Source organism: Streptomyces sp. NPDC005899 (genome assembly GCF_040629645.1).
In the GTDB taxonomy this organism is placed as follows: domain Bacteria; phylum Actinomycetota; class Actinomycetes; order Streptomycetales; family Streptomycetaceae; genus Streptomyces.
On record NZ_JBEXWB010000142.1, the window covers coordinates 1 to 15,095 of the forward strand.

12 protein-coding genes are annotated in these 15,095 nt (G+C 72.7%); 8 read left to right on the forward strand and 4 right to left on the reverse strand.

Annotation, left to right across the window (positions count from 1 at the left end; translation table 11 throughout):
* Positions 1-79: 79 nt before the first annotated feature.
* Genes ABZ371_RS17480 through ABZ371_RS17490 form a run of 3 tightly spaced genes read left to right on the forward strand, consistent with a single transcriptional unit; the run spans position 80 to position 3,068 of the window.
* Positions 80-1,087: an iron ABC transporter permease gene (locus ABZ371_RS17480; protein ID WP_358679972.1), complete on the forward strand. Its 1,008-nt coding sequence runs from the start codon at positions 80-82 to the stop codon at positions 1,085-1,087.
* Positions 1,084-2,178, forward strand: a complete 1,095-nt coding sequence (locus ABZ371_RS17485; protein ID WP_358679941.1) for an iron ABC transporter permease — start codon at positions 1,084-1,086, stop codon at positions 2,176-2,178. The genes ABZ371_RS17480 and ABZ371_RS17485 overlap by 4 nt, the downstream gene beginning before the upstream one ends.
* Complete coding sequence (locus ABZ371_RS17490) at positions 2,175-3,068, forward strand: ABC transporter ATP-binding protein (protein WP_358679943.1); 894 nt, start codon at positions 2,175-2,177, stop codon at positions 3,066-3,068. The genes ABZ371_RS17485 and ABZ371_RS17490 overlap by 4 nt, the downstream gene beginning before the upstream one ends.
* A 213-nt stretch (positions 3,069-3,281) precedes the next feature.
* Here ABZ371_RS17490 and ABZ371_RS17495 read toward each other — a convergent pair whose 3' ends face one another.
* A complete protein-coding gene (locus ABZ371_RS17495) occupies positions 3,282-4,448 on the reverse strand; it encodes a hypothetical protein (RefSeq protein ID WP_358679946.1) in 1,167 nt (388 codons plus the stop codon).
* A gap of 65 nt (positions 4,449-4,513) precedes the next feature.
* Here ABZ371_RS17495 and ABZ371_RS17500 point away from each other — a divergent pair, with 65 nt between their 5' ends.
* Positions 4,514-6,976 carry a helicase C-terminal domain-containing protein gene (locus tag ABZ371_RS17500; RefSeq protein ID WP_358679949.1) on the forward strand — a complete coding sequence of 821 codons (2,463 nt, stop codon included), beginning with the start codon at positions 4,514-4,516 and terminating at the stop codon, positions 6,974-6,976.
* Between the two features lie 59 nt (positions 6,977-7,035).
* On the opposite strand, the gene ABZ371_RS17505 is transcribed toward ABZ371_RS17500, so the two are convergent.
* On the reverse strand, positions 7,036-7,818 hold the full coding sequence (locus tag ABZ371_RS17505; RefSeq protein WP_358679952.1) for a uracil-DNA glycosylase: 783 nt from the start codon (positions 7,816-7,818) through the stop codon (positions 7,036-7,038).
* 519 nt (positions 7,819-8,337) lie between these two features.
* Positions 8,338-8,775, reverse strand: coding sequence for an ATP-binding protein (locus ABZ371_RS17510; protein WP_358679955.1), 438 nt, complete (start codon positions 8,773-8,775; stop codon positions 8,338-8,340).
* Between the two features lie 179 nt (positions 8,776-8,954).
* Between ABZ371_RS17510 and ABZ371_RS17515 the strand changes: the two genes are divergently transcribed.
* From ABZ371_RS17515 to ABZ371_RS17525, 3 genes are read left to right on the forward strand one after another with little or no spacing between them, the layout of a single operon-like run.
* Positions 8,955-9,209, forward strand: coding sequence for a hypothetical protein (locus tag ABZ371_RS17515; RefSeq protein WP_358679958.1), 255 nt, complete (start codon positions 8,955-8,957; stop codon positions 9,207-9,209).
* On the forward strand, positions 9,181-9,696 hold the full coding sequence (locus tag ABZ371_RS17520; RefSeq protein WP_358679961.1) for a DUF6879 family protein: 516 nt from the start codon (positions 9,181-9,183) through the stop codon (positions 9,694-9,696). The genes ABZ371_RS17515 and ABZ371_RS17520 overlap by 29 nt, the downstream gene beginning before the upstream one ends.
* Before the next feature lie 14 nt (positions 9,697-9,710).
* Complete coding sequence (locus tag ABZ371_RS17525) at positions 9,711-10,559, forward strand: helix-turn-helix transcriptional regulator (RefSeq protein WP_358679964.1); 849 nt, start codon at positions 9,711-9,713, stop codon at positions 10,557-10,559.
* Between the two features lie 1,027 nt (positions 10,560-11,586).
* On the opposite strand, the gene ABZ371_RS17530 is transcribed toward ABZ371_RS17525, so the two are convergent.
* A complete protein-coding gene (locus ABZ371_RS17530; protein WP_358679967.1) occupies positions 11,587-13,140 on the reverse strand; it encodes a recombinase family protein in 1,554 nt (517 codons plus the stop codon).
* 108 nt (positions 13,141-13,248) lie between these two features.
* On the opposite strand from ABZ371_RS17530, the gene ABZ371_RS17535 reads away from it, so the two are divergent.
* Entirely contained in the window at positions 13,249-14,889 is a 1,641-nt protein-coding gene (locus ABZ371_RS17535; RefSeq protein WP_358679970.1) for a DNA repair helicase XPB, read from the forward strand.
* Positions 14,890-15,095 lie beyond the last annotated feature (206 nt).

A 15,095-nucleotide genomic window follows, 5' to 3' on the forward strand; every position in this document is an offset into this window, starting at 1 on the left:
GCGGAACAGGACACCGCCCTTGGCGACGTCCGCTCCGGCGGGGTCGACCTGGCTTTCGGTCGTACCCCGATTGGTACCGATGGCCGCCGCACCCCGCTTGTCCAGACGCGCGCTCGCGACGGCCGCGGCCGTCGTCGCGCTGCTGGCGGCCGTCCTGCTCAGCCTGGCCGTGGGGGCCCGGACCATCGCGCCGGCCTCGGTGCTCGACGCCCTGCTGCACGGCGGGCACTCCGACGCCGCCGAGGTGATCCGGCAGATGCGGGTGCCGCGCACGCTGATCGGCCTCATGGTCGGCGCCGCGCTGGCCGTGGCGGGCACGGCGCTCCAGGGCATCACCCGCAACCCGATCGCCGACCCCGGCATCCTCGGCATCAGCCAGGGCGCCTCGGTGGCCGTCGTGCTGGCCATCGCGTACGCCGGCGTCCACACGCTCTCCGGATACGTGTGGTTCGCGTTCGCCGGGGCGGCCGTGGCGTCCGTCGCCGTGTACGCCGTCGCCGCCCGGGGGCGTGGCGGGGCGACACCCGTGAAGCTGGCCCTGGGCGGCGCGGCGGTCAACGCGCTGCTGGTGTCGGTGACCATGGCCGTACTCACCACGAAGGCGTCGGCACTCGAGGAGTTCCGGTTCTGGCAGGTGGGTTCGATCGCCGGCCGGGAGGCCGGTGTCGCCGGGCAGATCTGGCCCTTCCTGCTCGTCGGCCTCCTGCTCGTGCTGTCGGTGGCACGCGGGCTCGACGCGCTCGCCCTCGGCGAGGACGCGGCGAAGGGCCTCGGGCAGAACGTGGCGACGGTGCGCGTCGTCGGCGGGATCGGTGCCACGGTGCTCACCGGAGCCGGGGTGGCGGCGGCCGGGCCGATCGCGTTCGTGGGCCTCGCGGTACCCCACATCGCCCGCGCGATCGTGGGCGCCGACCACCGCTGGGCGCTGCCGATGGCGGCCCTGGTCGGCCCCGTGATCCTCCTCGTGTCCGACGTCGTCGGCCGGATCGTCCTGCCGCCGGGCGAGGTCCCGGCTGGCGTGATGACCGCGCTGATCGGTGTGCCGTTCCTCGTCACCCTCGTACGCCGGAAGGCGGTGCCGGCATGAGCGCGGACACGGCGGCCCCCGGCCGGACGGCCCGGACCCCGGTGCGGCCGGCCGGTTACTCCGTCGTACGGGCCGGTGGGCGGGTGGGGTTCCTGTTCCACCGGAGGGCCGGGTACGTCGCCCTCGTCCTCGCCCTCCTGCTGGCGGCCGTCTGCGTCGCCTACCTCTGCGTCGGCGAGAGCTTCGTCGCGCCCGCCGAGGTCCTGAGGGTGGTGCTCGGGCAGCCGTCGCCGGACGAACTGGTGGTGGGCACCCTGCGGCTGCCCCGCCTCGTCGTCGGGCTGCTCGTCGGTGCCGCGTTCGGCGTCGCCGGGGCACTGATCCAGACGGTCGCCCGCAATCCGCTCGCCAGCCCGGACATCATCGGCGTCAGCCAGGGTGCGAGCGCGCTCACCGTCGGCGCGATGACGTTCGGCGTCACGTCCTACACCGTCCTGCCGTACCTGTCCGTCCTCGGCGGGGTCGCCGCGGCGGCGCTCGTCTACGTGTTCGCGTGGCGCGGCGGGCTGCACGCGACCCGGTTCGTCCTCATCGGCATCGGCTTCGCGATCGCCCTGCGGTCGGTGACGACACTGTTCCTGACGAGGGGCGACTACCTCGTCGCCCAGCAGGCCCAGATCTGGATGACGGGGTCGCTCAACGGCCGCGGCTGGGACGAGGCCGCCCCGATCGGCTGGGCCCTGCTCGTCCTGCTGCCCGCCGTGCTCTGGGCCGCCCGGGCGCAGCGCACCGTGGTGATGGACGACGACACGGCGACCGCGCTCGGCGTGCGGCTCGGCCGGGTGCGGCTGGGGCTGGTGGCCGTCGGAGTGGTCCTCGCGTCGGTCGCGACGGGCACGGCCGGACCGGTGGACTTCGTGGCGCTCCTGGCTCCGCAGATCGCCCGCCGGATGACCCGTACGGCACAGATCCCGCTGCTGTCGTCCGCCCTGCTCGGGGCGGTCGTCGTGGTGTCCGGCGATCTCCTCGCCCGCCGGTTGTTCTCGCCCACCGAACTGCCGGTGGGCGTCCTGACGGCGGCGGTCGGCGCCCCGTACCTGATCTGGCTGATCATCCGCGGCCACCGCGGCCGCACTGGAGGCAACGCATGAGCACGACCGGCCCCGGTTCCCTCTCCGTCCCCGCCGCGGCGCCCGCCTCCGGCACCGTGACGAGCCGGCTCACGGCGCGCGGGCTGACCCTCGCCTACGAGGACCGCACCGTCGTCCACGAGCTGGACCTCGTCGTGCCCGACGGACGGGTGACGGTCATCGTCGGGCCGAACGCCTGCGGCAAGTCGACGACCCTGCGGGCGCTCGGCCGGCTGCTGAGGCCCGCCGGCGGGTCGGTGCTCCTGGACGGCACGGAGCTCTCCCGCATACCCACCCGGAAGATCGCCCGGTCGGTCGGACTGCTCCCGCAGACGCCCGTGGCACCCGAGGCGATCACCGTCTGCGACCTCGTCGCCCGCGGCCGTCAGCCCCACCAGCGCTGGTGGCAGCAGTGGTCGGATGCGGACGAGCGCGCGGTGACGGACGCCATGGAGCGCACGGACGTCACCGCGCTCGGCGACCGGCCGGTGGACGAGCTGTCCGGCGGCCAGCGCCAGCGCGTGTGGATCGCGATGGCGCTCGCGCAGGAGACGGACCTGCTGCTGCTCGACGAACCGACGACGTACCTCGACATCGCGCACCAGGTGGAGGTCCTCGACCTGGTGCGCCGGCTCGCCGCCCCGGCGGCGGACGGCACCCGCGGGCGGACCGTCGTCACGGTGCTCCACGACCTCAACCAGGCCGCCCGGTACGCCGACCACCTCGTCGCCATGAAGGCGGGCCGGATCGTCGCCGAGGGCCGCCCCGGGGACGTCGTCACCGCGGACCTCGTACGCGAGGTCTTCGGCCTGGAGGCGGTCGTCGTCCCGGACCCGGTCACGGGTTCACCGCTCGTCGTCCCCGGCGCACCCTGGTCCCCTCCTCCGCCACCGTCCGGAAAGGCCCACTGACCTGACACCCTCGCCCCGTCCGCTCGTCGCCGGCCCGCTCGCCGTGGCGGCGACGACTCGTCCTCGCCGAAGTGGCGGCGGTACGAGCGCGCCCGGCACAGCGGCGGTACGAACTCGCCGCAGCGGCGGCGGACCGGCGAGCGGGGCACCCGCCGGTCCGTGCGGACCGTCACCCGGCGGCTCCTCACGCCGTCCCGGCCCGGCCGTCCGGACTCAGCGCCCCAGCCGCCGTGAGCGCCACACCAGGTACACCGCCGACGCCACCGCCGCCGTACGGACGACCGCCGGCCACAGCTCGACGATCGCGTCCCCCAGGGCTCCCTCGGCGATCGGGGTCCCCCACCGGCCCTCCGTACGGCCCCACAGCCAGACGAAGGCCCCTGCCACCACCAGGCCCGGCAGGCCCAACGCGACCCACTTGGCCTCGGCTCGCGAGAAGCGGCGGGAGCTGTAGGCGAGGAGCCAGCCGCCCGCGAGCGCCAGCCACGACCCCAGCACGGCTCCGGCCACCAGCAACGCGGCCGCGAGGAGCAGCAGCGGGTGTGCGAACCGGGGGCCGGCGGCCTCCTCGGCCACCGCGGCCACGGGTGTCCGGCGGCGCGGGCGCAGCCGCGACCGCCTGCGCGGGGCCGGGGCGGCGGCCTCCTCGCCCGCACCGGCCTCCTCCGCGACTTCCCGCGGGTCCTCCTCCTCCGGCCGGGGCGGGCCGGGCGGCCTGAGCAGCTCCGGGCTGAGCCCGCCCACGAAGCCCGGCACCGTGGTGTCCAGCTCCCCCGGGCCCCCACCGAAGGGCCCGGTCCCGGTCTGCCACCATTCGGGCCCGTCACCGGTCGGGGTCCGCGCGTCCAGCCCCGCCATGTGCGGAGCCGACGCGGACGGCCAGCCGGGCAGCGGCTCCCCGTCCGGCACTCCCGGACCGGTGGCCGGAGGTCGCGGGCGCGGGTCCGGGGCCGCGGGGCGGGCCGCCTTCCCCGCCGCCGGCCGTTCCTCCCGCACGTCCGTCTCGGCCGGGGGCTCCGCGCCGGCCGACGCGCCCTTGCGTGTCGCGTCTTTGCGGAGCGCGCCCAGCCGTGGCCGGGGCACCTTGCGCGGCTCGGCCGCCGGGGCGTCCGTACCCGTGCGCGGGCGGGGCGGCAGAACCGTCGCTTCTCCCGACTCGGCGGCGGCGGCGACGAGTTCGTCCGGGGAGCCGAGCCGGCCGAGGATGCGCCGGACCACCGCGGGGGAGTCCGAGCCGTCCGCCCCGCGCCGGCGGTCGATCTCGCCCCGCAGCGCCGAGACGAGTCTCATCCGGGCGCCCGAGGACAGCTGTTGCCGCTGAGCCAGGTCACCGACCCGGCTCAGATAGTCGTAGACAAGCTGGTCGCTCTCGATCCCCACGCGATCGTTCTCCCTCTACCCGCCCTTGCCTCGACGGTAGCGTTCCAGCGGCTACCGTGGGACGGATGGGGACGACCACACCACCACGCACGCTCGCCGAAGCTCTGCGCGCCCGGGGCGACGAGGCCCTGGCGGGGCTGCTGCGTGCCCGCCCCGACCTGCTCAGTCCGGTGCCGAACGACATCACCCAGCTGGCGACGCGGGCCGGCACCCGGGCCTCCGTCATCCGTGCCCTGGAGCACCTCGACCGGTTCGCGCTGCAGACCGCGGAGGCACTCGCGGTGGCGCCCGACCCGGCTCCGTACGCCACGCTGCTCGCGCTCCTCACCGGGGACGGCGCCGACGACGGCGACGGGCGGGACGACGCCGCGGCGGCGATCACGGCGGCCCTGCCGACGGCGCTCGGCACACTGCGCGAGCAGGCGCTGGTGTGGGGTGAGGACGAGCGGCTGCACCTCGTGCGCACCGCGCGGGAGTTGCTCGCCCCGTCTCCGCAGCACCCCTCCCCCACCGGTCTCGGCCCGACCGTCGCCGAGGCGACGGCCGGCATGTCGCCCGGCCGGCTCCAGGAGATCCTGGCCGCCGCCGGGCTGCCGGCCACCCACGACCCGGTCTCCGCCGTCGCCTCGCTGAGCGCCCTGTTCACGGACCGCTCCCGGATGGGCGCGCTGCTGGACACCGCCCCGGCCGAGGCGCTGTCCGTGCTCGACCGGCTGGTGTGGGGGCCGCCGTACGGGGAGGTCACGCCGAATCCGGCCCCGCCGGTCCAATGGCTGCGCGATCGCGGGCTGTTGCTGCCCGTGTCGACGCGTACGGTCGTCCTGCCGCGCGAGGCGGCGCTGCACCTGCGGGCCGGCCGCGCCCACCGGGTGCCCGAGCCGGTGCCGCCCGCCCTGGTGGCCGCGGCCGAGCGCGATCCACAGGTTGTGGACAGGGCCGCGGCCGGCCAGGCCTTCACCGCGCTCTCGACCGTCGAGGAACTGCTGAAGCTGTGGAACAACGGCGGGCCGGCCATCCTGCGCGCCGGCGGCCTGAGCGTGCGGGAGCTGAAGCGGGTCGCGAGCGCCCTCGACGTCTCCGAGCCGGTCGCCGCCTTCTGGGTGGAACTCGCCTACGCCGCCGGACTCCTGGCCCCGGACGGCGAGGCCGACGAGCGGTACGCGGCGACACCCGCGTCCGACCAGTGGCTCGACCTCCCCGCCCAGGACCGCTGGACCGACCTCGCCACCGCCTGGCTCGCCGCCACCCGCACCCCGGGCCTGGTCGGCGGCCAGGACGCGAAGGGCCGGGCCCTGTCCGCGCTCGGCCCCGACCTGGACCGCTCGGCCGCGCCCGAGGTGCGCCACCGGGTCCTGGCGCTGTTCGCCTCGCTGCCCCCCGGCACCGTGCCCGACCCGCAGACGCTCCTGGCCAGGCTGCGCTGGGAGCGCCCGCTGCGGGCGGCCGCGTCCGGCTCCTCCTCGCAGGGGAACACCTCCGACCTGCGTTCCCGGATCGCCCTGTGGACGGTCAACGAGGCGGAGCTCCTCGGCATCACCGGCCGCGGGGCCCTCTCCTCCCAGGCCCGCGCCCTGCTCGGCGGCGACACGGCCGCCGCGGCCGCCCGCCTCGCCCCCCTCATCCCCGAGCCGCTGGACCACGTCCTGCTCCAGGCCGACCTGACGGCGGTCGCCCCCGGGCCGCTGGAACGCCCGCTCGCCGACATGCTCTCGGTGCTGGCGGACGTCGAGTCCAAGGGCGGTGCCACGGTCTACCGCTTCACCCCCGGGTCCGTCCGCCGCGCCCTGGACGCCGGCCGGGCGGCGGCGGACCTGCACGCCTTCCTGGCGACCCACAGCCGGACGCCGGTGCCGCAGCCGCTGACCTACCTCATCGACGACGTGGCCCGCCGCCACGGGCACCTGCGGATCGGCGCCGCCTCCGCGTACGTACGCTGCGACGACGAGGCCGTCCTGAACGAGATCCTGGCCGACAAGCGGTCCGCCGTGCTGCGGCTGCGCCGCCTCGCGCCGACCGTCCTGGCCGCCCAGAGCGATCCGGGGGCGCTGCTGGAGGGACTGCGCGAGATGGGCTACGCCCCGGCCGCCGAATCCGCCGATGGCGACGTCCTGATCGCCCGCGCGGGTGCCCGCCGGACCCCTCCCCGCGCGGCCCCGGTCCCCGTCCCCGAGGGCCCGCCCATCCCGGACACGACGTTGCTGACCGCCGCGGTACGGGCCATCAGGGCCGGTGACACGGCTGCCCGGGCCGTCGGCCGGGACTCCCCGGACGCGGTGACGGCCGGGGCGCTCCCCCGTACGTCCCCCGCCGAGACCCTGGCCACGGTGCAGGCCGCGGCGATGACGGGGTCGGCGGTGTGGATCGGCTACGTCAACGCGGAGGGCGCGGCCAGTCAGCGCGTGATCGCCCCGGTGAAGGTCGAGGGCGGCTTCGTCACCGGCTACGACCACACGGCGGACGAGGTCCGCACGTATCCGCTGCACCGGATCACGGGCGTCGCCGAACTGGCCGACGACCAGCCGGCCTGAGGCCGCCCGGACACGCGGACGAACGAAGTCGCCGTTCGCCTCCCGCCGTCCGGGGGCCCTCAGAGGGCGGCACCGCCGAGGCCGGCGGCCTCACGGAGCACGTCGACGAGCATGGGCATGGTGAGCCGGCCGGTGAACGTGTTGCGCTGGCTCGGGTGGTAGCTGCCGAGCAGGTGCAGCTCCTGCCTGTGCTCCGTGGCGGGCAGCACCACGTGCGCCCCGTGGCCGAAGTGGGGGCGGGGCCGCGGCAGCCGCCAGCCCGCCTCGGCGAGCACCGGGAGGACCGCCTGCCAGCCGAAGCCGCCGAGGACGACCACCGCCCGCAGCCCGGGGCTCAGCAGCTCCAGCTCGGCCGCCAGCCACGGACGGCAGGTGTCGCGCTCCTGCGGGGTGGGCTTGTTCGCCGGTGGGGCGCAGTGCACCGGCGAGGTGAGCCGTACGCCGTGCAGGCGCAGCCCGTCCCCGGCGTGGCGGGAGTGCGGGCTCGACGCGAGGCCCGCCTCGTGCAGGGCCGCGAAGAGGAAGTCGCCGGCCGCGTCGCCGGTGAACATGCGCCCGGTCCTGTTGCCCCCGTGCGCGGCCGGCGCGAGCCCGACCACCGCCACCCTCGCGTCCGCGGGACCGAAGCCGGGCACCGGCCGCGCCCAGTAGTCCTCGTCCCGGAAGGCGGCCCGCCTGACCACGGCGACCTCCTCCCGCCAGGCCACCAGCCGGGGGCACGCCCGGCACTGCGCCACCAGCCCGTCCAGCTCCGCCGGCTCGGCGCACCGGTGCGCGTGGTGGGCCGGAAACCCCTGCTCGTCGGGGCCCGGCTCCCGGCCCACCGCCTCCGCTTCGTCCATCAGTCCACGCTAAGCGGTGCCCGGGCGCTCCCGCCCCACCCATGATCCCCACCGCGCGACCCCCGGTCACGGCCCCGATGCGGCACACTGGACGTTTGGCCGTTCGGCGGCCGACCCCCGCGGCGCATCCCAGCAGCAGGGCAGAAGCAGAACAGAAAGGGCCGACGCGCGTGACCGGACCCCTCATCGTCCATGCGATCAAGCCCGATGCGCATACTCAGCACGCCGGAGGTAACAGCGGAAAGCCCCGCCCGGCTGTCTTGCTCGCCGTCGCCGGACGGGGCCGTTCACGGTGGGGATACTCGATGCGCGTGACCAGGGCAGCGTCCTCGTACTTCCTCGCGAACGTGGGGTGCCCGGTCCGTCCGGTGTGGGACATGCACGCGACGTCCACGGCAGCCACATCGGCTGACGGAAGGGCGGACCACCCGCAGTCAGCGGCGAGGCACTGAGCCGAGACCGTGACTTCGCCCTCCGGATGGCTCACGATCCGATGCGGGACGAACCGCAGCACCGTACTCATCGGCCACCGCCACACGGCACATCGGCCCACACGGTCTTGCCCACGTCCCGCCGGTCCACTCCCCACGCGGCGGCCAGCGACGCCACGAGCCGCATCCCATGGCCGCCCTCCCCGTCACCGGCCGGCTGCGCACAGGGCTGACGATCTCCACGCGCGTCGGACACGGCCACACGCACCGCCTCGGGCATGCAGGTCAGCCGCACCTCGAACTGTCGCCCCCTGACGTTCCCGTGCCGTACGGCGTTGGACGCCAGTTCCGCAACGACCAGGGCGATGGCATCGGCTTCTTCGCCTCCCTCAAAGCACCCCGAGTCGGCCAGTTCGACGGTCGCGAAGTGTCTGGCCAACTGGGCGCCTCTCGCGGTTGCGGTGAACCGCCGGACGAAGGTGGGCAGCCCGGTCGAGTCCGTCTCCTGCTGCGTGGTCACGGTCATGCCGTCTCCCCTTCACGGTCATCGTGTTGGCGACGCTAGAAGTCGGCCCGTCCGGCATGCCACGAACTTGCATGAGCTTGCACACCAAATCACCTGCCCTGTTGGGGCATTGACGGCCAACCCACAGTTCAGAGATGGTCGTGCAAGCCCGAGCAAGCACCTAGACCAGGGAGCCCGCCATGGCCGTGGAGTTCGTCGGAATCGACCCGAACACCGACCGGGACCACTGCCCCACCGTGTGGGCCGACACCGACGCCCAGGAGATCCTGTTGCAGGGCTGGAAGCCGAGCCAGGAGACTCAGGCGGACTGCGAGGCGAGCAGCCCCGCGAACGGCCCGGTTCCCGAGACCGAAGCCATCGTCAGGATTCCCGCTCGGATGATTCCGCTGATCAGAGAGGCGTGCGATGCCGTCGAGCGTGCCCAGCTTCGCTGAGCTGCTTGGCCGATGCCAGCGGTCCGCCGTCCACTTGGAGCTGCGCGATTCCTACGCGCCGACGGACCGGTTCGCGGCATGGCAGCGCGGCGAGCGGATCGAGTGGGACGACCGTGATTCCTGGTGGCACCCGTACGACCAGTTGATCTCGGACACCGTGGCCCGGGGTGTGGCGATTCGCAGAGCGCGCGTCGTCTCCGAGCCCGTTTCGGAGTACATCCGGTGGGAGCACTACGTCACCCGCGCCAACGTCACGGCGGGCGAGGACGTCCGGTGGCTACCCCGGCGCCGCGCCACGGACATCCCCCTCCCGGGGAATGACTTCTGGCTCTTCGACGGGACGTTGCTCCGGGTGCACCACTTCTCCGGTGAAGGTGCCGTGGTGGAGGACGAGATCACCGACGACCCGAAGACCGTGAAGCTCTGCTCCAACGCCTTCCAGGAGGTCTGGGAGCGCGCCGTCCCGCATCACTTGTACGAGATCTGACGAAGGCCGGCTCCTTGCACCCACACCCCTCCTCCAGCGTCCAGCAGGCCCGCGAGAACCTGGCGGCCCGCTTGCGCGACATCCGGAAGGACGCGGGGATCAGCGGGCGGGAGCTGGCCGTCCGGTGCGGCTGGTCGGAGTCGAAGTCATCGCGCATCGAAAACGCCAGGACACCGCCATCCGACGCGGACATCAAGGCATGGTGCCGGGCCTGCAACGCCAGTGATCAGGCGCCCGACTTGATCGCGGCAAACCGGCAGTCCGCAGACGCACACGTCCAATGGAGGCGCCTCCAACGGACCGGCCTGCGCCGCCTCCAGGAGTCCACCGGAGACCTGTACCAGCAGACCCGCGCGTTTCGCGTCTACGTCTCCGACGTGATCCCGGGGTTCCTCCAGACACCCGGGTACGCCGCCGCGCTGCTCTCCTCCATCGCCAAGTTCCGGGGAACCCCGGACGACGTGACCGAGGCAGTGGCGGCACGGATGAAGCGCAATGCGGTGGTCGGCAGCGGGGCGCACCGGTTCTCGTTCGTCCTGGAGGAATCGGTGTTGCGATACCGGCCGTGCAGCGCGGAAACCATGGCGGCGCAGCTCGGTCACCTACTGGGGGTTATGGATCTTCCGAACGTCGCCGTCGGCATCGTGCCCTTCTCGGAGCGCCGGACCGTGTGGCCCATGCCCACGTTCACGATCTTCGACGGGACCAGAGTGCACGCGGACACCCTCGACGCTGCCTCCACCCTCACCCAGCCCAGCCAGGTCGAGCTGTACGCCCGAGCATTCGAAGGCCTTTCGCAGGGAGCCGCCCGGGGAGCTGCGGCCCGTTCCCTGGTGGCGACAGCGCTCGCCTCCCTGGGCTGACGCCCTCATCAGCGCCGGATTGGTGCGCCGGCTGAGGCCCGAGCAGCACCGAAGCCCGTACAGGCTCCGGAGTGCCATTACGTTCCGGTCCCCGATCTCCCCGTCAAGAGGGCACTCCCCACCCCTCAACTACCTCGTTCTCACCCGCCGTACAGGCGTTCGCGCAGGTCAAAGCCCCATGGGGGCAGGGAAACGGGCTTACACCCAGCGCGCACATCCCGAGCTTGGGCCGGGATCGCTGGAGGGCCTTTCGCTTGAACTTCGGAGGCACCCTCCCCCCGGCCCCAGACAGCAAAGAGACCGCCCACCCAAGCGGGGCAGACGGTCCCTCGGAGGTATGGACTACTTAGGCGGGCGGGCCCCCGGGACACGCCTACCAGATTCGAGCACTTCGGCCCCCGGCACGGCCTGCGCCCTTCGGCTTCCCCTCGCACCTCCGCCTCCCTTTTACGGTCGACACGTCGCGACTCCTCCACTTCCTCGGCGCACCGCTCGCAATACCTCGCCCACGGCTCACGGCCATGCGGCTGATCGCAGCGATAGCACCGAGGAGGACCCACAGCAGCGCGCACCGCTTCACGGGCCCTGCGAGCGGCCGTCTGCAACTGTGCCGACTCCACACACAACGGCGCGCCGCACGTGGCACGGGCATCACGGGGGCGCTCCCCAAGACACTCCGAACACGTCGCGCGCGTCTCCTCCAGCGCCGGCACAACCCCACCCCTAGTCCTTTTTGTTGATCATGAAAGCTCACGAACACCCCTCCACAGGCCAGTAACTGCAAGGGTCAGAGCCCACAGCGGAACCGACAGCAAAGAGGCAAAGGAGGCGCACATGAGCCACACCCCGGCAACGTCAGTTCGTCATCCCCCCGACGAAAACGCCACCGAATCCGGACGCCCCGACTGTATGCATGCGGGCTGACACCCTCCACCGGATTCCCTGGGCCGCCACGGGGCCCAGGAACGCCGAACGGCCCGCCATCAGGTTTCCCCAGCGACGGGCCGTGAACGGCGCTCAGGCAGGCCTAGAAGAGCTCCAGGTCCCGCGCCACGGCCTGTTGAATGACAGCCTCAACATCCTTGCCGTCGGCGTCCGCACGACGGATCTCACCGTCCTCACCGAAGTGGACCGCCAGGCGGGACGTGTCGAGCCTCGGGCCGCCCTTGCGAGACATGCCGACTTCGACGTAAGCCCCCGCGTTCAGCAACAGGTCTCGCTTCCCCGCCGTGTCGGCGCCGTGCCAGAGCTGTGCGTGCGTCCGGCCCGTGGGGATCTCTTCGACGCCTGCGGGCTTGGCGTGGCGCTGCTTCTCGTTCAGCGACTCAAGCCGCTCCTCCAACTTGGAGTACTGCGCCGCGTACCTCTGCGAGCCTTCCTCACCCTTGAACAGGCCCCGGTCGTACCGGTCTTTCTCAAGCTCCTCCAGTGCTTCCCGGGCCTGCCGGACCTGCGGGCGGAAGTCCTCGCCCACGTGCGTCACCACGCGCACGACAGCGAGCCCGCCGAACGCCGTGAGGAACCTGTCCGTGACGTACTGCTCCATGCCCTCACCGGCGATGCTCACGCCGTAGCAGCCGTTCTCCACACCGGACTGCCGCGCCTTCAACCGGCCGATGCAGCGGTACCGGGTCCGCCCCTTGGCGATGTACGTGTACATCCGGTTCCGGCAGACCGCGCAGTAGACGATCCCGCGCAGCAGCGACGTACCCTCACGGCGCCGGTCACCGGGGTTCGCCCGCCGGCTCAACTCGTCCTGCAATGCCTGCCAGGTGTCCATATCCAGGATCGGCGTGCGGTTGACCAGCGGAAGGCCGTCAGTCATCAGGATCGGCTTGCCGTCCTCGATCACCTGCCCCAGCAACTGGGGGTTGGTCAGCAGGCTGCGCAGCGAGGACGTGTACCACTGCTTCGAGTCGCTGCGCTTGCCCGTGGTCTGGCGAGACGAGTGGCCCGGCGACGGCTTGTCCGAGGCGGTGAGGTCCGATGCGATCTTGAGGAGGGAGTCCTTGTGGAGGACGCGCTCCACGATCCCGTGGATGGTCTCGGCTTCCTCAGGGTTGATCTCCAGGACCTTCCCCGCCCCGTCGGGGTTCGGGACCACTCGGTACCCGTACGGCACTCTGCCGCCCGTGTAGCGGCCTTCCCGGCGCAGGTGTTCGTGGGCGCTGGAGACGCGCATGCCTATGGTGTCCGACTCCAGTTCCGCGAAGACCGCGATCACCTTCGCCATGGCGCGGCCCATGGACGACGTGAGGTCCAGCGGTTCGCTCGCCGACGCCAGGGCCACGCTCGCGCTCTGCGTGATCTTCATGATCTCAGCGAAGTCCACGGTGGAGCGGGCAAGTCGGTCGATCTTGAAGAAGACGATCACGTCGAACTCTGCGAGGCGGGAGAGGACCCGTTGCAGCCCCGGGCGGTCCAGCCCCCGGGAATATCCGGACACGTCGATGTCTTCTTCTACTGCAACGACGTTCCAGCCTCTGGCCTGGCACAACGCCTCGCAGGCAGCCCGCTGGCGCTCTGGCGAGGTAGACTCTTCCGTTTCGCGTGAAAGTCGTACGTAGATGGCAGCGCGCATTCCCGGCGCACTTGCCGAGACGCCTTTTGAGCGTCTGGCACGGGGCAACGCCCGAGCCAAGGCGGGTGTGCTGTCTGTCACGGGACGATCCTACTTCCGGAGGTATGTGTGTCCTGCCTGATCGTCCAGAGCGACAAGACGCTGCTCCTCGAAGTCGACCACGAGCTGGCCGACGCCTGCCGTCGTGTGATCGCGCCGTTCGCGGAGCTGGAGCGTGCGCCCGAGCACATCCACACCTACCGGGTCACCCCGCTCGGCCTGTGGAACGCCCGCGCGGCGGGGCACGACGCCGAGCAGGTCGTCGACGCCCTCGTGGAGTACTCGCGCTACCCCGTGCCGCACGCGCTGCTCGTCGACATCGCCGAGACGATGGCCCGGTACGGGCGCCTCACCCTGTCCAAGCACCCGGTGCACGGCCTGGTGCTGACCAGCACCGACCGGCCCGTCCTGGAGGAGATCCTCCGCTCGAAGAAGATCCAGCCGCTGGTCGGGGCGCGCATCGACCCCGACACCGTGGCCGTGCACCCCTCCGAGCGCGGGCAGATCAAGCAGACGCTGCTGAAGCTGGGCTGGCCGGCCGAGGACCTCGCCGGTTACGTCGACGGAGAGGCGCACCCGATCGAGCTGGACCAGGACGGCTGGGCTCTGCGGCCGTACCAGAAGCAGGCCGTCGAGGGCTTCTGGCACGGCGGTTCCGGCGTGGTCGTGCTCCCCTGCGGTGCGGGCAAGACGCTGGTCGGGGCCGGGGCGATGGCCGAGGCGAAGGCGACCACCCTGATCCTCGTCACCAACACCGTCTCGGCCCGGCAGTGGAAGCACGAACTGGTGAAGCGGACCTCGCTGACCGAGGACGAGATCGGCGAGTACAGCGGTACCCGCAAGGAGATCCGGCCGGTCACCATCGCCACCTACCAGGTGCTGACGACCCGCCGCAAGGGCGTCTACCCGCACCTGGAGCTGTTCGACTCCCGCGACTGGGGCCTGGTCATCTACGACGAGGTGCACCTGCTGCCCGCGCCCGTCTTCAAGTTCACCGCCGACCTCCAGGCGCGGCGGCGCCTCGGGCTCACCGCGACGCTGGTGCGTGAGGACGGACGCGAGTCCGACGTCTTCTCGCTCATCGGGCCGAAGAGGTTCGACGCCCCGTGGAAGGAGATCGAGGCCCAGGGCTACATCGCGCCCGCCGACTGTGTCGAGGTCCGCGTCAACCTGACGGACTCGGAGCGGCTCGCGTACGCGACGGCCGAGGCCGAGGAGAAGTACCGGTTCTGCGCGACGACCGCGACGAAGCGCAAGGTCACCGAGGCGCTCGTGCGCAAGCACCAGGGCGAGCAGACCCTCGTCATCGGGCAGTACATCGACCAGCTCGACGAGCTCGGTGAGCACCTGGACGCGCCGGTGATCAAGGGCGAGACCACGAACGCGCAGCGGGAGAAGCTGTTCGGCGCGTTCCGGGAGGGCGAGATCAGCGTGCTGGTCGTGTCGAAGGTCGCGAACTTCTCGATCGACCTGCCGGAGGCCACGGTCGCCATCCAGGTGTCGGGGACGTTCGGCTCCCGCCAGGAGGAGGCCCAGCGGCTCGGCCGGGTGCTGCGGCCGAAGGCGGACGGGCACGAGGCCCGGTTCTACTCGGTGGTCGCCCGGGACACGATCGACCAGGACTTCGCGGCGCACCGCCAGCGGTTCCTGGCGGAGCAGGGGTACGCGTACCGGATCGTCGACGCGGACGAACTGCTCACGGAGAGCTGACGCGGCCGGTGTGAAGCGGCCGGTGTGACGCGCACGCTCCCCGGCCGGGGAGGGGTCTCCGGCCGGGACGGTGTGTCCCCCGCCGGGGCGATGTCCCCCGGCGGGCCGGGGCAGGCGCTTCACGGCCCGCAGGCTGTTGCGGGGCGCGGACCGTGCGGACCGCAGACCCGGGTGCGTACGTCGTCGTCCCGGCCCGGGCGCGGGCC